This is a genomic window from Sphingopyxis sp. UBA6723, assembly GCF_002454115.1.
GTDB lineage: Bacteria > Pseudomonadota > Alphaproteobacteria > Sphingomonadales > Sphingomonadaceae > Sphingopyxis.
The window spans coordinates 172627-192223 of record NZ_DKIH01000009.1; the positions used below are offsets into that span (position 1 = coordinate 172627).

Annotated in this window: 17 protein-coding genes; 6 read left to right on the forward strand and 11 right to left on the reverse strand. The window is 62.4% G+C overall.

Annotated elements, in window-relative coordinates; translation table 11 throughout:
• Window positions 1-202 precede the first annotated feature (202 nt).
• The 3 genes from B4F07_RS06940 to B4F07_RS06950 are packed head-to-tail and all read right to left on the reverse strand — an operon-like array spanning window position 203 to window position 2741.
• Entirely contained in the window at window positions 203-1366 is a 1164-nt protein-coding gene (locus B4F07_RS06940; RefSeq protein WP_293703037.1) for a Gldg family protein, read from the reverse strand.
• Entirely contained in the window at window positions 1363-1752 is a 390-nt protein-coding gene (locus tag B4F07_RS06945; protein ID WP_293703034.1) for a hypothetical protein, read from the reverse strand. The genes B4F07_RS06940 and B4F07_RS06945 overlap by 4 nt, the downstream gene beginning before the upstream one ends.
• Entirely contained in the window at window positions 1749-2741 is a 993-nt protein-coding gene (locus tag B4F07_RS06950; RefSeq protein WP_293703031.1) for a cysteine synthase A, read from the reverse strand. Before B4F07_RS06950 ends, B4F07_RS06945 begins: the two co-directional genes overlap by 4 nt.
• Window positions 2742-2936: 195 nt before the next feature.
• On the opposite strand from B4F07_RS06950, the gene B4F07_RS06955 reads away from it, so the two are divergent.
• Window positions 2937-5060 (forward strand): TonB-dependent receptor, encoded by a 2124-nt coding sequence (locus tag B4F07_RS06955; protein WP_293703028.1) that lies wholly within the window; start codon window positions 2937-2939, stop codon window positions 5058-5060.
• Window positions 5061-5196: 136 nt separating this feature from the next.
• On the opposite strand, the gene B4F07_RS06960 is transcribed toward B4F07_RS06955, so the two are convergent.
• From B4F07_RS06960 to B4F07_RS06980, 5 genes are all read right to left on the reverse strand, one after another.
• The gene (locus B4F07_RS06960; RefSeq protein WP_293703025.1) at window positions 5197-5736 is read right to left on the reverse strand and encodes a hypothetical protein; all 540 of its coding nucleotides are present in this window, start codon (window positions 5734-5736) and stop codon (window positions 5197-5199) included.
• A 34-nt stretch (window positions 5737-5770) separates the two neighbouring features.
• A complete protein-coding gene (fabG, locus tag B4F07_RS06965) occupies window positions 5771-6511 on the reverse strand; it encodes a 3-oxoacyl-[acyl-carrier-protein] reductase (protein WP_293703022.1) in 741 nt (246 codons plus the stop codon).
• Between the two features lie 14 nt (window positions 6512-6525).
• A complete protein-coding gene (locus B4F07_RS06970; RefSeq protein ID WP_293703019.1) occupies window positions 6526-6942 on the reverse strand; it encodes a GxxExxY protein in 417 nt (138 codons plus the stop codon).
• A 67-nt stretch (window positions 6943-7009) separates the two neighbouring features.
• Entirely contained in the window at window positions 7010-7948 is a 939-nt protein-coding gene (gene fabD, locus B4F07_RS06975) for an ACP S-malonyltransferase (RefSeq protein WP_293703016.1), read from the reverse strand.
• Window positions 7949-7994: 46 nt separating this feature from the next.
• Entirely contained in the window at window positions 7995-8822 is an 828-nt protein-coding gene (locus B4F07_RS06980) for an LD-carboxypeptidase (protein WP_293703014.1), read from the reverse strand.
• Between the two features lie 156 nt (window positions 8823-8978).
• On the opposite strand from B4F07_RS06980, the gene B4F07_RS06985 reads away from it, so the two are divergent.
• The 4 genes from B4F07_RS06985 to rplI all read left to right on the forward strand — a co-directional run bounded on the left by B4F07_RS06985 (window position 8979) and on the right by rplI (window position 11786).
• Entirely contained in the window at window positions 8979-10367 is a 1389-nt protein-coding gene (locus B4F07_RS06985; protein WP_293703011.1) for a Mur ligase family protein, read from the forward strand.
• Window positions 10368-10522: 155 nt separating this feature from the next.
• Complete coding sequence (gene rpsF / locus B4F07_RS06990) at window positions 10523-10900, forward strand: 30S ribosomal protein S6 (protein ID WP_293703008.1); 378 nt, start codon at window positions 10523-10525, stop codon at window positions 10898-10900.
• An 11-nt stretch (window positions 10901-10911) separates the two neighbouring features.
• Window positions 10912-11136 (forward strand): 30S ribosomal protein S18, encoded by a 225-nt coding sequence (rpsR, locus tag B4F07_RS06995; RefSeq protein WP_088440322.1) that lies wholly within the window; start codon window positions 10912-10914, stop codon window positions 11134-11136.
• A gap of 14 nt (window positions 11137-11150) precedes the next feature.
• Window positions 11151-11786, forward strand: a complete 636-nt coding sequence (gene rplI, locus B4F07_RS07000; protein ID WP_293703003.1) for a 50S ribosomal protein L9 — start codon at window positions 11151-11153, stop codon at window positions 11784-11786.
• 241 nt (window positions 11787-12027) lie between these two features.
• On the opposite strand, the gene folE is transcribed toward rplI, so the two are convergent.
• Window positions 12028-12630: a GTP cyclohydrolase I FolE gene (gene folE, locus B4F07_RS07005; protein ID WP_293703000.1), complete on the reverse strand. Its 603-nt coding sequence runs from the start codon at window positions 12628-12630 to the stop codon at window positions 12028-12030.
• A gap of 437 nt (window positions 12631-13067) precedes the next feature.
• Between folE and B4F07_RS07010 the strand changes: the two genes are divergently transcribed.
• Window positions 13068-16076 carry a TonB-dependent receptor gene (locus B4F07_RS07010; RefSeq protein ID WP_293702997.1) on the forward strand — a complete coding sequence of 1003 codons (3009 nt, stop codon included), beginning with the start codon at window positions 13068-13070 and terminating at the stop codon, window positions 16074-16076.
• A gap of 113 nt (window positions 16077-16189) precedes the next feature.
• Here B4F07_RS07010 and B4F07_RS07015 read toward each other — a convergent pair whose 3' ends face one another.
• Together B4F07_RS07015 and B4F07_RS07020 are read right to left on the reverse strand one after the other, a co-directional pair.
• Complete coding sequence (locus tag B4F07_RS07015; protein ID WP_293702994.1) at window positions 16190-18808, reverse strand: TonB-dependent receptor; 2619 nt, start codon at window positions 18806-18808, stop codon at window positions 16190-16192.
• Between the two features lie 209 nt (window positions 18809-19017).
• Window positions 19018-19563: a pseudouridine synthase gene (locus tag B4F07_RS07020; protein WP_293702990.1), complete on the reverse strand. Its 546-nt coding sequence runs from the start codon at window positions 19561-19563 to the stop codon at window positions 19018-19020.
• Window positions 19564-19597 lie beyond the last annotated feature (34 nt).

Below are 19597 nucleotides of genomic sequence, written 5' to 3' on the forward strand. Positions count from 1 at the left end.
GGTCTCGGCGGAGATTGCCCCTCTCCGATCTCTGCCTATCAAGTATAGAGTAGGGTGAAAAGGGGAAATTTAGGGAATAATAGGGAATCTACCCCCTATTCGTCGCAAAAGGCGCAAATAGGCGCCCAAACAGGATCTATAGAGACCGACACAGCGGCAAGGCGCAGCTTCAACGGGGCAAAATGGGGTGGAAAAGGGCGCCTTAATCGGCGCGAGAGCGGATCCAAAGCGGTTGCAACACCGCGACTCCGGCGCCCGGCCACAACCGTGCGGACAGCCATTCGATCGTATCGGCCTGCCGCAGATGGTCGGCGCCGGGTACCAGCGGCGACCAGAGCGGGGCAAACAGCAGGTCGGCATCACCCACCAGCCACGCCTCGCCCGCACCGATCCGGCATTGCGCAACGCGGCGATCGGCGAAGCTGCGACATGTCGGCGGCAGACGCTCGAATGCCCCAGCGCTCGACAGGCGCAGCCGCACACCGTCGACATCGACCGCCGACACATCCATGTCGTCGGTTGGTGCAGCGCCAAGCCTTACCCCCCAATGGTCGAGCAGCGGGGTGAGCAGGCTGGTGACCGGGGGATTGCGCGGATCGCCGAGCGGATGCGGCGCAGGCCAGCCCGACAGCGCATCGGCCAGCACCACCGCCTTGCCGCCACCGCGGACAAAGGCGTCGATCGCCACCAGTTCCTGTGGCGCCAGCGCGCGCGGGTGCGCGATCAACAGCGCGCCGCCCGGCGGCGGCACCGCATCGATCAAACTATCGACCAGAGACACCTGCCCCATCGCCTCCAGCCGGACCAAAGCCGGATCATCGCCTGCCTTATCGGCAATGATCGCGGCGATGTCGCCACTGCCCGACCAGCGCAACGGCAGGCCGGTCAGCATCGTCGTCGCCGGAGCCCCAGCCGATGCCGTCGCGGGCCGATACAGCGATGCGAGCAGCATATGACTTGCCGCAAACCAGCCGATCACGAGCGCGAGCGCGGCAAGCCAAGCGAGGAACGTCCTTCGCGGACGCCATTGCACCAACCGGTCGGCGACATAAGCGGCCGCCGCGCCGGTCAGCAACGTAAGTCCCAATTGAAAGCTCGCCATGGATCCTGCGAGCACGACCCCAATCAGCGCTTGGGCCACCGCCAGACACACCAGCACAGCAATCACCGTGCGCCATCGCAGCGCAGCCCCCTCACCGCGATGCCAGAGCGCCAGAAGCAGCATCGGCAGCGCGATAATGGGCGCTGCCAGGGCGGGATCGATCCGGCCGAGCCATGCTTGCCCGCCGCCGATCCACGCCAGCAGCAATGTCAAGACTGCAATCGAAACAGCGCGCACCACCGGGCGCCGCGACAATATCGTCACGGTGCCGATTTGCGCGCGCGCTGCAATTCAGGGTCGGGCTCAAGGTCGGGAACGGTCGCGGCCGAGGGCGCCGCCTGCGGCACCTTCACCGGTGTCTCGGCATTTTCATCTTTCGACGAGGGGGAAACCGGCTGCACCCCCAGCTCTTCGAGCGGGGCGCCGCCCGTCTTGGCTTCGTCACCGGGCATCTTGACCTCAGTAGCAGTCGCTGCGTCGCTCTCGACATTTTCACGCGCGCGGTCGCCGATCAGCCCCGCCATGCCGACAAGTAGCAGCACCGTCAGCACCCCGGCGATGCCGATCTGCAACCGGCGCATCGTGTCGTTGACCGGCGTCGGCACCACCACCTTGGGCGGCGCATTCTTGTCGATCCGCATGTCGGTCATGCCACAACTCCCTCGCGCGTCTCCGCCAGGCCTTTGCTCGCCAACCATTCGGGATTGTAGAGTGTCGACAGATACCGAAACCCGCTGTCGCACAGGATGGTTGCGATGCGCTTGCCCGGTCCCAATTGCCGCGCCAGCGCCATGGCGCCCGCGACGTTGATCCCCGACGACAGACCCAGGCACAGCCCCTCCTCGTCGAGCAGCTGACGCACCACCTGCAAGCCTTCGGCATCCGAAATGCGGAACTGGGTGTCGATCGGCGCGCCGTCGAGGTTGGCGGTGATGCGGTTCTGGCCGATCCCCTCGGCGACGCTGCTGCCTTCGGCTTTCAATTCGCCGCATTGGTAATAATTATACAGCCCGGCGCCGTGCGGATCGGTCAGCGCAATGACGATGTCGGGATTATGCGCTTTCAGCCCCAGCCCGGTCCCGGCGATTGTGCCGCCAGTCCCCGCAGCGCAGGTAAAGCCGTCAATCCGCCCGTCCATCTGCTCCCAGATTTCCTCGGCGGTGCCCATCACATGCGATTTGCGGTTGGCGATATTGTCGAACTGGTTGGCCCAGACCGCATTGTCGGTTTCCTCGGCGATGCGGCGCGAGGTGTGGACGAAATGGCCGGGGTTGGCGAAGGGCGCCGGCGGCACCAGCACCAGCTCGGCCCCCAGCGCGCGGATCGTCGCCATTTTCTCGGCGCTTTGGTTGTCAGGCATGACGATGATCGTCCGATAGCCCAGCGCGTTGCCGACCAGCGCCAGCCCGATGCCAGTGTTGCCCGCCGTCCCCTCGACGATCGTGCCGCCGGGGCGCAGGGTGCCGTTCGCCTCTGCATCGCGCACGATGTAAAGCGCGGCGCGATCCTTCACCGATCCTCCGGGGTTGGCATATTCGCACTTGCCCCAGATTTCGCAGCCGGTGGCTTCGCTCGGCCCCTTCAGCAACACCAGCGGGGTGTTGCCGATCAGGTCGAGGCTGTTTGCAGCAATAGTCATGCAGTTGATTTAGGGGCGTGCCGGGGTGGCCGCAAGACAGCATCGCTTGGCATCAGTGAGATCGCACTTTGTCGACCAACGACGCCGTGCTGCCGACAAACAGCCAAAAAATGCACGGTCAATGCTTGCGTTTGTGACAGTATAACATTACTGACCCCGCGATATTCCCTCTCCAACGATCAGGATTTTTCTCCGATGCGTCTGCTTTCCTCCGCCGGTTTCACGCTTGCCGCCATTCTCTCCACCCCGGCGATAGCGCAAGATCGTTCGACGTCGAATGGCGGCGACGACCTGCACACCGGCGATCCGATCATCGTCACCGCGCCTTACGTCCGCAGCCTCGATATTCTTGGCAATGTCTCGGTGCTTGAGGGTGACGAGCTGGCGCGCGACATTCGCGGCCAGATCGGCGATACGCTGACCCGCCAGGCGGGTGTATCGGCCACCAGCTTTACCCCCGGCGCCTCGCGCCCCGTGCTGCGCGGCTTTTCGGGCGAACGCGTCCGCGTCCTGACCGACGGCATCGGATCGATCGACGTGTCGAACACCTCGGCCGACCACGCGGTGACGATCGACCCGCTGACCGTCGAGCGGATCGAAATTCTGCGCGGCCCCGCGGTCCTGCTGTTCGGCAGCCAGGCGATCGGCGGCGCGGTCAACCTGTTCGACCGCCGCATCCCGCGCAAGGTGCCGACCGATCACATTCATATCGACGCGATCGGCGGGTACGGCACCGCCGCAAACGATCGCAATGGCGGCGCATCGCTCGACGTCGCCCTAACCCCCAACATCGTCGCGCATGTCGACGGCAGCTGGCGCAAGACCGGCGACGTTCGATCGGGTGGCTTTGTCTATGCCCCTGGCCTTCGCGCCGAGCTGCTCGACCTTGCCGCCGAAGAAACCGAGGAAGGCAATGACGGCGAAGCCGCCGAACTGACCGAACAGGCGGGATCGCGCGGCAAAGTTGCCAATACCGCCAGTGAGACATGGACCGCGGCTGGCGGCCTGTCCTTGATCAACGACGGCGGCCAGCTTGGCATTTCCGTCAGCTATTATGACAGCAATTACGGCGTTCCCAGCCGCCCCGGCACCGAACATCATCACGAAGAAGGTGAGGAGGAAGGTGAAGAAGGCGAAGAAGAGGGCGAAGCGCCCGTCACCATCGGGCTGAAGCAATGGCGCGCCGACCTTCGCGGCGAAGTCGAATTGGGTGACGGCTTTTTCGACAAGCTGCGCATCCGGGCCGGGTTCGCCGATTACGAACATACCGAATTCGAAGGCGACGAGGTCGGGACCGTCTTTACCAACCAGGGTATCGAAGGCCGGCTTGAACTGGCGCAGAACGACCGTGGGGGCTGGCGCGGTGCCAGCGGCATCCAGTACAGCCACCGCGATTTTAACGCGATCGGTGCCGAAGCCTTTGTGCCGCGCAACCTGACCGACCAGTTTGCGCTGTTCACCTTGCAGGAATGGACGCTGGGGTCGCTTGGTATCGAAGCCGCCGCGCGGTACGAAAAGACCGATGTCCGCGCCCCCACGCTGGGCATCTCGCGCAATTTCAACTCTTTCTCGGGCGCGCTTGGCGCCAATTACGAGATCGGGGAGAGCGCGAAGATCGGCCTGTCGGTCGCCCGCGCCGTCCGCGCGCCGTCGGCCGAAGAACTGTTTTCGAACGGCCCGCACATCGCGACGCAATCGTTCGAAGTCGGCAATGTCGATTTGAAACGCGAAGCCAGCCGGGGCGCCGAAGCCTCGTTCAGGGTCAAGACCGACGCCTTTAGCTTGAGCCTCACCGGCTATTCCAACTGGTTCGACAATTTCATCTATTCCGAAGAAACCGGTGAAGAAGAGGATGACTTGCCCGTCTTCCAGTATTTCCAACGCGACGCCCGTGTGTGGGGCTTTGAGGCCGAGGCGAGCGCCCGACTGGCTCAGATCGGCGGCTTCAATATCGTCGGCGACGTCGTTGCCGACATGACGCGCGCCAAAATCAAGGGCGGCGACAATGTTCCCCGCATCCCAGCGATGCGGGTGCTGGGTGGGCTTGAAGCACAGGGCGAACGCATCGATGCCCGCGCCGAGGTCGAATGGACCGACGACCAGACCCGCATCGCGCCGTTTGAAACTGCCACCAAGGGCTTTACCTTGGTGAACGCGTCGATCAGTTGGCGGCCGCTGCCCGACACGAAGAACCTGACGCTGTCGCTGGCGGCGAACAATATCTTCGACGTCGAAGCGCGGCGCCACGCCAGCTTTACAAAGGACTTTGTCCCGCTGGTCGGCCGCGACATCCGGATCACCGCGCGCGCGAGTTTCTGAGCACCAAACCTAAAATCGCCTCGTCATTGCGAGGAGCGAAGCGACGCGGCAATCCAGAATAGGCATAAGCCGCCCTGAATTGCTTCGCTCCGCTCGCAATGACGAGAGCGGCGGGAGCTATCTTCCCAACCGATTCTTAAAACGGCAATTGCTTGCGCTTGTTCCAGTAAATCGAGGTCGCCGCGGCATAGGCACCGACCTTTTCCCACGCCGTACTATCGACTTTCTCGATATCGACGCCGCTGGCGATATAGGCTTGGACGATCTTCATGATCTGATCTTCGGACATATCGCTCGATAAATCGGGGTTGGCGCCCGCAGGTCCAAAATCGAGCGCCTTGTCGACGATTGCCGACGAGAGATTGAACTTGGCGATGTCACCAATCAGCCATTCGCGCGAAATGCGCGCAAGGCTGTATTCCAGATAGTCGGACTTCTGCGCTTCGGCGATGCCATGCTTTGTAACGCAGTCCTCGGTTATCGTCGCCAGCTGCTTGAACAGCGCTTCGCGTAAGGCGTCGTCGCCTCCGCCCGCCATCGCTGCACCGATGGACGCTTTGGCGTCCGCGGCAACCGCCGACACGGCGCAATCGAACTTCTCGCCTTCCTGCGCCGCGGCCCCAGCGGGCAGCGCCACCATCGCCAGCGCGGCGCTCGCGATCAAACCCTTCATCATCCCGATATTCCCTTCACTGTGACCGCGCGATCCATCAGGACAGCATGGCCATGCCGCCGTTCACATGCAACGTCTGACCGGTGACATAACCGGCCTCCTTCGACGCCAGATAGACGACCGCCGCGGCGATATCGCCCCCCTCGCCCATCCGTCCCGCCGGAATGCGTTGGTTGAGCGCTTCTTTCTGCGCGTCGGGGAGGTCGTCGGTCATTGCGGTCGCGATAAACCCCGGTGCGACGCAGTTCGCGGTCACCCCGCGGCTCGCCAGTTCCTGCGCCAGCGCCTTGGTCATGCCGGTGACCCCCGCCTTCGACGCCGCATAATTGGCCTGCCCGGGATTGCCGGTGGCGCCGACGACGCTGGTGATCGAAATGATGCGCCCGAACCTCGCCTTCATCATCGGCTTGGCGGCAGCCCGGGCGAGGCGGAAATTGGCCTCCAGATTGATGCGGATGACATCCATCCACTCCTCGTCCTTCATCCGCATGATGAGGTTATCGCGCGTCACCCCGGCGTTGTTGACCAGAATATCGAGCTTGCCGAGTGCTTCGACCGCCGCCGGGACGAGCGCATCGACCGCCGCCGCATCGCCCAGATTGCAAGGCAACGCGACATGATCGCCGCCCAGCGCGTCGCGAAAGGCATTCAGCTTATCGGCATTGGACCCCGAAACCGCCAGCCGCGCCCCCTGCCCCGCCAGCGCCTGCGCAATCGCGGAGCCGATACCGCCCGAGGCGCCGGTAACAAGGGCCGTCATGCCGGTGAGATCGAACATCTGAGTTGCTTCCTTTATTGGTTCACGCGGAGACGCGGAGACGCGGAGGGTTTATGGTCGTTGACGATGCGCCGGACGCCCTCCTTGAGCGTGGCGCCGCCGAAGTTGACTAACAGGCCGACCGCTTGGCCGGTGAGGCGCAGATAGGTCAAGAGCTGTTTGCCATGCGCCGCATTGAGACGCTCCACAGACTTGATTTCGACGAGCAGCCGGTCGTCAACAAGAAGGTCGATACGGAACGCCGCTTCGAAGCGCATATCTTCGAACTGAATATCGATCGGCTTTTGCCGATCGACCTTATAGCCCATCTGGATCAGCTTGCCCGCCAGTATCGTTTCGTGGACGCTTTCCAGCAGCCCGGGACCCAAATCCCGATGCACGCGGAGGGACAGATTCAGCACATCGCCGCTCACGACATCGATATCCTGCACAGTCCCCCTCCGCGTCTCCGCGTGAACAAATTTTCTCTGCGATCTCTGCCTTCTCAACGCGAATTGTTTAAAGGATTTTGAGCAAAGCCTCGATGTCGTCCATCGAAATCACGCTGACCGTTTCGACCTCCCCCGATGCGCTGCGCTTGACCATCGGCGATAGCACTTTGCCGCCGTATTCGACGAACTGCGTCACCCCGACGCCCTCCATCGCGCCGACGCTTTCGCGCCAGCGGACGCGGCCGGTGACTTGTTGCACCAGCAGGTCGCGGATTGTGTCGGCGTCGCTCACCGGGCTGGCAGTGACGTTGGCGACCACCGGGACCAGCGGCGCAGACGGCGGATTCGCGCCCAGCGCCTCGGCCATCGCATCGGCGGCGGGCTGCATCAGCGGGCAGTGGAAGGGCGCGGAGACGGGAAGCAGCAGTCCGCGCTTGATGCCATAATCTTTCACCAGCGCCACCGCGCGTTCGATCGCGCCCTTGTGGCCCGAGATCACGACCTGCGTCGGGTCATTATCGTTCGCGACGGTGCAGATTTCACCCTCGGCCGCGGCATCGGCTAGCTTCTGCGCCGACTCGATATCGGCGCCGATCAAGGCCGCCATCGCTCCGACGCCAACCGGCACCGCCGCCTGCATCGCCTGACCGCGCGTCTTGAGCAGGCGCGCCGTGGTCGCAAGGTCAAAGGCGCCCGCCGCGCAGAGCGCCGAATACTCGCCCAGGCTGTGACCCGCGACATAATCGGCCTTCGCCGCCAGCGTCACGCCACCTTCCTTCTCCAGCACGCGCAGCGTCGCGATCGCGTTCGCCATGATCGCGGGCTGGGCATTTTCGGTGAGCATCAGATCGTCCGCCAGCCCTTCGATCATCAGCCGGAACAGCTTCTGTCCCAGCGCGTCGTCGACCTCCTGAAACACCTCGCGCGCAACCGGCGATGCGTCGGACAGCGCCTTGCCCATGCCGACCGCCTGGCTGCCCTGACCCGGAAAAATGAATGCGCGCATATTGCGTCCCCTAGCGTGATTTTTGAGTTGGGCCGCGCCTATTCCCTCACCCGGCCCGATGCAAGCCGAAGGGGACGACCTTGTTGTCCGCATCATGGCCAATATCGGCGCGGCCGAGATAGGGAATGTCGCACCGCGCGCACCAGCCCTGCACAATGGCCTCGGCTTCGATACCGAACGGTCGTTCGTTTTCGCGGATATCGCTGACCCGGCCAAGCCGCAGCCCCGCCAGTCCGCGCGGCCCCAGATAACTGGCGACATGGAAAAACGCTCGGTCGAAGGCATAGAGATATTCGCTGACCTCCTCGACCAGCAGCACATGCCCCGCCAAGTCAGGTTCGAGCGGGGTGCCGAGCAGCATCGACAGCGTCATCAGGTTGAACGCCGCGTGGCGCGCGCCATGCTGCAATCCGTCCTCGCAAGCGCCCGGATCGCGCGCGACCAGCCAATCGAGCGCGCGCAGCACCGCCGCATCGCCGCCCTCGCGGCGGATATCGGCGACCATCGGGCCGTGCGCGACATGGTCGAACCCGTCACGATACAGCGCCCCGAGTATATTGCCCTGATCCGAATAGCCAAGGAACGCCTTGCCACGCGCGACGTCGGTCATCGCCGCCACCGCATCCTCGGCGATCCGACACGCGCCATAACCGCCGCGCGCGAACCAGATCGCGTCGATGTCCGGGCGGTTGGCCATCTCGACCAATGCCGCGAAGCGATGCCCGTCCTCGCCCGCGAAATGACCGTGGGTGGCAAAACATTGCGGGTCGAAGATCAGCTCGACGTCGGGATAGCCCAGGCTGGCGAGCGCGCGCACGGCCTCGGCATCGTCGGGCAAAATGGGAGTTGAGGGGGCGACAATTCCGATACGCATTATTCAGCCAACCCCAATTTCCGTTCGAATCGAGCGAAGTCGAGATGCCCCGCGGCCTTGCGCCATCTCGATGGGTGTCTCGACTTCGCTCGACACGAACGGGATTTGCGGCGAGCGCCGGTTGCAAACATTGCAGCAAGTCCATATCGCGCCGCGATGGCGGAAAACAAATCCTATTTCTTCTGCGGCATCGGCGGGTCGGGCATGTTGCCGCTGGCGATGATCGTCGCGGCGCGCGGGGCGAGCGTTTCAGGGTCGGATCGCAGCCGCGATCAAGGGCGCTCGCCTGAGAAATTCGCATGGCTCGAACGCCACGGGATCGCCTTCTACCCTCAGGACGGCAGCGGGCCGAAGGCGGGCCAGATTCTCATCGCCTCGGCCGCGATTGAGGATAGCGTTCCCGACATTGCCGCCGCCAACGCGCTCGGCCTTTCCCGCATGACCCGCGCCGACCTCAACGCCGCGCTGTTCAACGCCGCGACCCAGCCAATCGGGGTTGGCGGCACCAGCGGCAAGTCGACCGTCACCGGAATGATCGGCTGGATCCTCGCGAGAGCGGGCCGGAACCCTACGGTGATGAACGGCGCGGTGATGCGCAATTTCGCGAACGACGATCTGCCCTTTGCCAGCGCGCTGATTGGCGATGCGGAAACCTTCGTCAGCGAGGTCGACGAGAGCGACGGCTCCATCGCGCTCTACCGGCCCGACGTCGCGGTCGTCACCAATATCAGCCTCGACCACAAAAGCCTTGCCGAGTTGAACGCGCTATTCGGCGACTTCGCTGCGACAGCCCGCATCGCGGTGATCAACGCCGACGATCCCGAATCCGCGCCGCTGCTCGCGGGTCACAACGTCATGCGCTTCGGATTCAGCGATGCCGCAGCGATCCGCGGCAGCGATTTCGAAGCCTTGCCCGATGGCTGCCGCTTCACCGTCAGCTTCGCCGGCGATCGGCACGCGGTGCGCCTGCGGATGCCCGGGCGCCACAATGCGATGAACGCCCTTGCGGCGATTGCCGCGGCGCGCGCGGTCAATGTTTCGGTCGCGCAGTCGGTCGCCGCCCTCGCCGATTTCGCTGGTCTCGCGCGCCGCTATGAGGTGTTGGGTCAAGCGAACGGCGTCACCGTCATCGACGATTTTGCGCACAACCCCGACAAAGTTGCCGCAACCCTCGCCGCGGTCGCCGAGCTACCGGGCCGCGCGCTGCTGTTCTTCCAGCCGCACGGTTATGGCCCGCTACGCCAGATGGGCAAGGAACTTGGAGCGAGCTTTGCCAAGGGGATGCGCGACGGCGACAAGCTCTATGTCTGCGATCCCGTCTATTTCGGCGGCACCGTCGACCGCAGCATCGGCAGCGAGGCACTGGTCGCCGATATCGTCGCGGGCGGCGGCGATGCGGTGCATCTGACCACGCGTGCGCATTGCGGTGCAGCGATCCTCGACAAAGCAAAAGCAGGCGACCGCATCCTCATCCTCGGCGCGCGCGACGACACCCTGACCGAATTCGGGCATGAATTGCTGGCGAAGCTGGCTTCGCGCGCTTGATTCCCCCGCGCAATTCTGTATAGGCGCCCTCATTCGGGGCGAGGCTCTATGCCGTCGCCCCGTTTGCTTTGCACCGATTCGCAAAGCGAGACGACAGCCGGAGGGGCCTGCGATTGGCGCAGGTCAGCGATCGGCCAAATCGAAGGAAGCGCATCATGCCGTTCTACGAGCATGTTTTTATCGCGCGTCAGGACCTGAGCCAGGCTCAGGTCGACGCGCTGGCGGAAACCGTCACCAATATCGTCACCGAATATAAGGGTGAGGTCCACAAGACCGAAACCTGGGGCCTGAAGCAGCTCGCCTACAAGATCCAGAAGAACCGCAAGGGTCATTATGTGATGTTGTCGGCTGAAGTGTCGGGCGAAGCGATTGCCGAGATCGAGCGTCAGGCGGCGATCAGCGAAGACATCATCCGCTGGATGACGATCAAGGTCGACGAACTTGAAAAAGGCCCGTCGGTCATGATGCGCAAGCAAGAACGTCGTGGCGGCCGCGGCGAACGTGGCGGTCGTGACCGCGACGGCGAAGAATAAGGATAACGATCATGGCACGACCCTTTTTCCGCCGCCGCAAGACCTGCCCCTTCACTGCGAAGGACGCACCGGTCATCGATTACAAGGACGTTCGCCTGCTCCAGGGTTACCTGTCGGAGCGTGGCAAGATCGTCCCGTCGCGGATTACCGCGGTGTCCGCAAAAAAGCAGCGTGAGCTGGCAAAAGCGATCAAACGCTCGCGCCACATCGGCCTGCTCCCCTACATTGTGAAGTAAGGAGGGCTGGTCTGATGGAAATCATTCTGCTCGAACGTATCGAGAAACTCGGCGGCATCGGCGATGTCGTCAACGTCAAGAACGGCTTTGCCCGCAACTATTTGTTGCCCAACAACAAGGCACTGCGCGCGAACGACACCAACCGCAAGCTGTTCGAAGCGAACCGCGGCAAGATCGAGGCCGATAACGCCGAACGTCGCAGCGAAGCCGAAGGCCGCGCCAAGGATATCGACGGCAAGCAGATCGTCCTGATCCGCCAGGCGTCGAACACCGGCCAGCTTTATGGTTCGGTTTCGGTCCGCGACATCGTCGACGCGCTGGCCGAGGACGGCATCACCGACATCGGCAAGTCGATGGTTGCGCTCGAACGTCCGATCAAGGCGCTCGGCCTGGTCGACGTCAAGGTCAAGCTGCACCCCGAAGTCATCGTGTCGGTCGGCGTCAACGTCGCCCGCTCGCCCGATGAAGCCGAGATGCAGAAGCAAGGCATCGACGTCATCGCCGCAATGTTCGAAGAAGAACAGGCCGAAGCCGTCGCCACGGCGCTCGAGCCCGACAGCGAAGACGAATTCGACGACGCCACGCCGCCGTCGGAACGCGCTGCCGAAACCAGCGACGACGCTGCGGACGAAGAGGGCGACAAGGCCTAATCTCCTTCCGCTTCGTTGCAAGACATAGAAAAGGCTCCGGAACCCAGCGTTCCGGAGCCTTTTTCGTTACCTACAAGAGCGGCGATGCAAACTTCAGAATAGCAGGCGGATATTTATTGATTTCGTCATCCCGGCGAAGGCCGGGATCTCACCCTCCCGATTTGAGACACCGGCGAGATCCCGGCCTTCGCCGGGATGACGATCATGTTATAACCGCCCGCTCGTCGAACAGCCCCGTCCCTCAATACCCCATCAAGCTCAGCACTTCCTTGCGGCTACGCTGGTCATCCAGAAAACAGCCGAGCAGGCGGCTCGTCACCATCCCCACCCCCGGGGTGCGCACGCCGCGCCCGGTCATGCAGCCATGCTGCGCGTCGATGACCACGGCAACGCCATGCGGGTGCAGATTGTCCCAGATGCAGCGCGCGACTTCGGCGGTCAGCCGTTCCTGCACCTGCAATCGCCGCGCATAGCCGTTGAGCACACGCGCCAGCTTGGAAATGCCAACGACGCGGTCGCGCGGCATATAGGCGATCGACGCCTTGCCGGTGATCGGCGCCATATGATGTTCGCAATGTGACTGGAACGGAATGTCTTTCAGCAGCACCAGCTCGTCATAGCCGCCAACCTCTTCAAAGGTACGCGCCAGATGGATCGCCGGATCGTCGGCATAACCGCTGCAATACTCCTTCCATGCGCGCGCGACGCGCTTGGGTGTATCGAGCAACCCTTCGCGCGCCGGATCGTCGCCGGCCCACTCGATCAGCGTCCGCACCGCGTCCGCGACATGGTCGGGAACGACCACCTTGCCATCGGCGCCCAATTCAAATCTGCTGTCGCTCATCGCCCCACTTTCACTGTTGCATTCTTGCCGCACATTTCGGTGCGAATGCCTCGATTAACAAGGGCAGGGCAACAACAATAATGACTGGTACGCAAGTTTACGTTGCGGAAACTTGGCATTTTGCATTTTTGCAACTGCCCTATTTCATGTCACTTTCCGGATCGAACAAGTGGCTTGACGCTCGCGTCAACTAAGCGCACCTTTAGGTTGCATTACAGAACCCGCCTAAGCGGGTCGTGATCCGGAGAGGCCGGCGTTTTTCCCCGACGCCGGTGGGAGAGGACGATGACCAGCACAGCTGGCAAAAGGGATACCTATAGGCTTTCGGCCGTGCTGGTCGGACAGCCTTTGCCATGTCTGGTCTTATCCCCTCCCCTTACCACAACTTAAGTTTGGGCGGCCCCGCAGCACGCGGGATCGAAAAAGGGAGGTTATAAATGAAGTTCAAGGCACTGATCGGGACGTCGATTCTTGCGATGGCGGTGGCGACACCGGCATGGGCGCAGGATCCGGCAGAAGAAGTGGAACGCGACGCTTTCGGCGGCGAAATCGTCGTCACGGCGCAGCGCCAGTCGGAACGTCTGCAGGACGTACCGATCGCTGTCAGCGCCTTTTCGACCGAAGCGCTCGAAGCGCAGCAGATCAAGACCCCGTCGGATCTGCAGCTGACGCTGCCCAACGTGACCTTTACAAAAACCAACTTTACCGGCGCCAGCTTTACCATCCGCGGCATCGGCGATCTGTGCGTCGGCACCACGTGCGACAGCGCGACCGCAATCCACCTGAACGGCGACCCGCTGTTTTCGACCCGTCTATTCGAAACCGAATTCTACGATCTGGAACGTATCGAAGTGCTGCGCGGACCGCAGGGCACGCTGTTCGGTCGCAACGCGACCTCTGGTGTGGTCAACGTCATCACTGCCAAGCCCAAGCTTGGTACCTTCGAAGCCGCCGCCGAAGCCGAATATGGAAATTATGATTCCATGAAGGGCAAGGCGATGGTCAACATCCCGCTCGGCGACACCATGGCATTCCGCGTTGCGGGCATCTACCTGAACCGCGACGGCTATACCAAGAACACGTTCCTCGACACCCGCATCGACGACCGCGATCTCTATTCGGTCCGCGGTTCGCTGCGCTGGGAGCCCAGCGACGACACGACGATCGACATTCTCGCGTCATACTTTCGCGAAAAGGATCAGCGCACGCGCATCCAGAAACAACAGTGTCAGCGCGATCCGACCGGTATCCTGGGCTGCTTGAACACGCGCCTCGACAATTCACCGTTCAACGGCAACGCGACCTTTACTGCAGCGCTGACCTCGCGCGAATTTCTGGCGATCCGCGGGATTCCGACCGCATTTGCGCTCGGCAGCCTTTATGGCCCCGACGTCTATGCCAACACGACGGTACCCGAAGATCCGCGGACGGTGAACACCGCCTATACGCCCAGCTATTTCACCAGCGAACTGACGATTCAGGGCCAGATCGAACATAATTTCGGCCCCGTTTCGCTGCAGGTGTCGGGCCAGTATCAAAAGGTCAAGCTGGACGCATCGCAGGATTATAACAGCAACGTCGGCAACCGCGCGCTCTATGCGGGCGGTCTGGCGACGTTGCAGGCAGCGGCAAACGGCGGGCTCGGTGCCGGCTTTACACCCTATTTCGCGCCGGTCGCCGCGGCGATCATTCCCAATGGTCCGACGGGGCAGCTCTGCACCTCGCTCGCGGAAGAAACGGGCTATGGCTCCTACGGCGGCAACAAGATCTGTAGCGACCAGTCGCTGCAGTTCGACCGGTCGAACCAGTATAACAGCAGCTGGTCGGTCGAAGGCATTTTGTCGAGCGACCTCGACGGCCCGTTCAACTTCCTGGTGGGCGGCATCTATGCCGATTATCACCTGACCGAGAACAGCTATTATGTGAACGCCTTCCCGATCGATTATCTGACCGGGGTGTTGGGGGCGTTCACTGCGGCGACCAATCCGCCGGCCGCCGGTGGCCCACTGCCTCCGTCGTTCCTCGCGACGCCATTCTTCCGCAACAACACCGACGACCTCAAGATCACCTCTTACGGTCTGTTCGGCGAAGCCTATTTCGAGTTCAACGACCGGCTGAAACTGACCGCCGGTCTGCGATACAACAACGACAAAAAGGCGGTGACGGCGCGCTCGACGCTGGCCAGCTTCCTGGCGCCGCACGGCGGCACGACCGGCACCGTGTTCGATTCGCCGTTCGTCGGATCGTTCGACGCCGACCCCGGCACGCCGGGCAATCAGATCATCCAGGCGCGATCGGTCAAATTCAACAAGCTGACCGGACGCGCGGTGCTCGATTTCAAGATCACCGACGACAATCTGATCTATGCATCCTACTCGCGCGGCTACAAATCGGGCGGCATCAACCCGCCGCTGCAGCCGATCTTTGCGGTGCCCGAAAGCTTCCTGCCCGAACAGATCGACGCGTTCGAAATCGGCTCGAAGAACAGCTTCGGTAACGGCGCGCTCCAACTGAACCTGACGGCCTTTTACTACAAATATAAGGATCTGCAGCTGAGCAAGATTGTCGCCCGCACCGCGGTCAACGACAATGTCAGCGCCAACATCTATGGCTTCGAAGCCGAAGCCATCGTGCGGCCGGATCCCGATGTCGTCGTCAACCTGGGCTTCAGCTACCTGCACAGCAAGGTCAGCGAAGACAAGTTCACCAGCAACCCGCGTGACTTTGGCGGTGGCCGCGCCGATGCGGTGATCATCAAGGACATCACCAATGCCGCCAACTGCGCCGTTGCATCACGCTCGGGCAACGCAGCTGGCGTCAACAGCTTCGTGAATGGTGTTCAGACGCTCATCAACCTGGGGATCGTTCCAGGGGTTCAAGGCGGCGCTGGACTACAGCCAACGACGACCTTTCCAGCCGATGGCGGCATCGCTTCGACAGGTGCGTTCAGCATCTGCTCGGTCTTGGAAGCGGCTGCCGCAGGCGCATTTGCCAATCTACCCGCTCCTGTCGCGGGACTGTCCGTCAACCCTGTCACGCTCGGCGGGGTCGATTACTTTTCCGCCGGCGTGCCCGTCAATATCAAGGGCAACGAATTGCCGCAGGCACCGAACTACAAGTTCAGCGCGGGCGTCCAATATACCGCCCGGCTGAGCAACGGCGACATGACGCTCGTCCCGCGCGTTGACCTTGCCTACACCGGCGAAAGCTATGGCAGCATCTTCAACGGCAACGTCAACCGGATCAAAGGCTATGCTCAGGTCAATGCCCAGCTGCAGTTGAACGGCGCCGACGACAAATGGTATGTCAAAGGCTTCATCCAGAACATCTTTGACGCCAACAGCGTCACTGGCCTGTACATCACCGACCAGTCGTCGGGGAACTACACCAACATCTTCACCCTCGAACCACGCCGCTACGGCATCGCGGCGGGTGTGAAGTTCTAACCGACCCGGCGGCAACGCCAACAAAAAGCCCCGGCCTCTCCATCGAGAGGCCGGGGTTTCTTTTATCCGCCGATCGGGAGGGCCGGGGCATCGCCGCCCCGACCCTTACCCGATCAGAATTTGAACCGAACGGTGCCGCCATAGGTGCGCGGCTGGCTGGGATAGCCCGACACGCTGCCCGCCTGCGCCACCGCCGGGAAGATCGTCGTCAGATACTGCGCGTTGGTCAGGTTGCGACCCCACACGCCGACGTCGAGCCCGTTGGTCAGGCGGATCGTGAACGATGCGTTGAGCGAGTTCACCTCGCGCTGCAGACCCTCGACGACGCCCGCCGGGAAACCGCTCAGGCCTTCTACGATCTGGACCGGGCTTTCATAGGCATAATCGACGTGCGCGATCGCCTTGGTGCCACCGGCAAATTCATGCGTGTAGGTGGCGCCCATCGACATCGAAAGCGCGGGAATACCCGCGGGCGTGGTACCCGAGATGTCGCCGAAGGCCGAGTTGATAAAGCTGTCATATTTGGCGTCGAGATAGGTCGCTGCCAGCGTCAGATTGAGTCCCTCGACCGGCCGCACCGAACCATCGAACTCGATACCAAAGGTCGACTGCTTGCCGGCGTTGGCCAGCGCAAAGCCGGTGCCGGTAAAGACGTTCGACTGGAAGCCCTTGATCGACTGTTTGAACACCGCGATGTTGACCGCCGCGACGTCCCACTGGCCCTTCAGGCCGAACTCGTAAACCGTCGATTCTTCGGGAGCCGCAAATCGCGATCCCGTTGCAAGGTTCGGCGTGCGAAGTCCAGCGGCGGTGATCGCCGCAAGATCCGACGCCAACGGACGACTGTCGCGCGACAGGTTGACCGAGCTTGCCTTAAAGCCAGTCGCATAGGTCGCATAGACATTGACCGTGTCGGTCACTTCATAAGCCGCGCGGACGCTGTACGAGAAATCGCTGTCGCGGGTCTTGCCATCCTCAACCGAATTGGGGACGTTCAGGAACGGCGGCAGGAATTGGAACGCTCGCAGCCCACCGAGCGGGTTCGCCGCCGGGTTGTTCTGGTTGGCGGCCGCAAAAGCCACGAACTGCTGGAAAATCGGCGCCGTGGCGGGATTGGTAGCGAATGCTGCGACTGCTGCCGGATTGTTCGGATTGACTCCCGCCTGCTGCAATGCGCCGCCCAGGATCAGCTGGTTGCGGAACGGTGCAAATTGCGGCGCATCCAGGTTGATGCCCGAGAAGGTGTCGGTGCTGATCACATTGGTCGAAAAATTCTTGCGATCCTTGGTGTAGTTGCCGCCCAGCGACAGCGTCAGCCGGTCGGTCACCTCGAAATCGACGGTGCCAAAGATCGAAAAGGCTTCGTCCTTCAGGCGGTACGCCTCGTCAAGACCATCACCGGCACGGAAGAAGGTACCGACATAACGCGCGGGAGCGCCTTCCAGCGCGCCAAAGGTTCCCTCAAGCAACGGTACGCTCAGCGCGCCACCGCTGGCCGCCTGGATCAGCGCATTGCCATAATCGCGGAAATCAGTGCCGAAGCGGATATCGTTCTTCTGCTTGATCTTCTCGTTGAAATAATAACCACCGAGCAGGAAGTTGAGCGGGCCGTCAAAGTCGGACGTGATGCGCAGTTCCTGGGTGAAGGTATCGATCCCCAGATCCTGGCTGTTCTCCCCGATCAGGTCGGCACTGGTGAAGTCCGAATCCTGGTTGGTGAGCGCCTTGACCTTGCGGTACGCGGTGATCGAGGTCAGAGCGAGGTTGCCCAGATCATAGTCGATCTGCCCCGAACCGCCGTAATTTTCGATCTCGTTCGTCGACAGGAAATTGTTGTAGACGTCGAACGAGAATGGGTTGTTGGCATCGACGCTGGGGCCGCCGACCAGGGCGTTGGTGATCCCGATCGTCGGGCCGGCGATGACGTTACCCGCGATGCAGCAATTTTCGTCGATCTTGTCATAATCGCCGATCAGGCGGATCGACAGCGCGTCGGTCGGTTCGAAAAGCAACTGGCCACGCACCCCCCAACGGTTGCGATCGTTTACGTCGGTGTCGAGATTCAGATCCTGCGCATAACCGTCGCGGCGGTTGTAGCTGCCGCCGATCGAGAAAGCGACGGTCTCGCTGATCGGGCCGGTCACGTCGCCCTTGACTGTTATGGCGTTGAAATTGCCATAGGTGACTTCGGCCGAGCCGCCGAATTCATACTGCGGCTTTTGCGTCACGATACTGATCACGCCCGCCGATGCGTTCTTGCCGAACAGGGTCGACTGCGGACCGCGCAGCACTTCGATGCGCTCGACATTGGGAAGGTCGCCGATCTGGGCGGCCGAGCGCGAGCGATAGACACCGTCGATGAACACGCCGACCGACGGTTCGATCCCGGCGTTGTTGGCGCCGTTGCCGAAACCGCGGATGATGAAATTGGTGTTGGCGCTCGACTGAAGCTGCGACACGCGCAGGCTGGGGACGGCGGTCTGCAGGTCGATAAGATCGCGGATCTGCGATTCCTCCAGCTGCGCGGCCGAAGTTACCGAAACCGCGACCGGGGTGTCCTGCAACGTCTGCGACCGCTTCGACGCAGTGACGATGATGTCATTGCCATAGTCGGTGTCGTCAACCGCGACCGCGCTGTCGTCAGCCGGGGCGGCGTCCTGGGCAAAAGCGATGACGGGGGTGGCGCTGGCGCACAGCATCGTGGCGCCCAGCAAAAGGTTGCGCAAAGTCATGATGTCTCTCTCTCCAAACCGGTGCAAGCGCGGCCTTTCGCCAAAGCGGGAGATGCCCCACCGGAACCGATCGCTGTAATAACCCCGCGCGCCGCGTCAACGCGGCGCCGCTGCACTACACCGATTTTCTCGCGATTTGTGACTGAAAAGCAACAGTTTGCACTGCAACATAAATTGCGAACGCAACGACGAGAGATATCTCGAACGCCCTACCCCACCTCGCGCCACGCACCAGGTGCCAAGTCGCCCAGTTCCCACACACCGATGCGTATCCGCACAAGCCGCAGCGTCGGATAGCCAACCGCCGCTGTCATCCGTCGCACCTGACGGTTGCGGCCCTCGGTGATGATGATCTCCAGCCAGCTGTCGGGGACACTTTTGCGAAAGCGCACCGGCGGATCGCGCGGCCACAGGCGCGGCGGTTCGATCCGCCGCGCATCTGCCGGCCGGGTCGGACCATCGTTGAGCACGACCCCCGCCCGCAGCCGATCAAGGCTGGCCACATCGGGCTCGCCCTCGACCTGCACCAGATAGGTCTTGGACGTCTTGTGCCGCGGCGACGCAATGCGCGCTTGCAAGGCGCCATCATCGGTCAGGATCAGCAACCCTTCGCTGTCGCGGTCGAGCCGTCCTGCGGGATAGACCTGCGGGACATCGATATAGTCGGACAGCGTCGCGCGGGCCTCGGGCGCGCCGCGATCGGTAAACTGCGACAACACGCCATAGGGTTTGTTGAACAGGATGATGCGACCCACGACTTTCCTTCCCGCCATACCGGGCCAAAGGCTC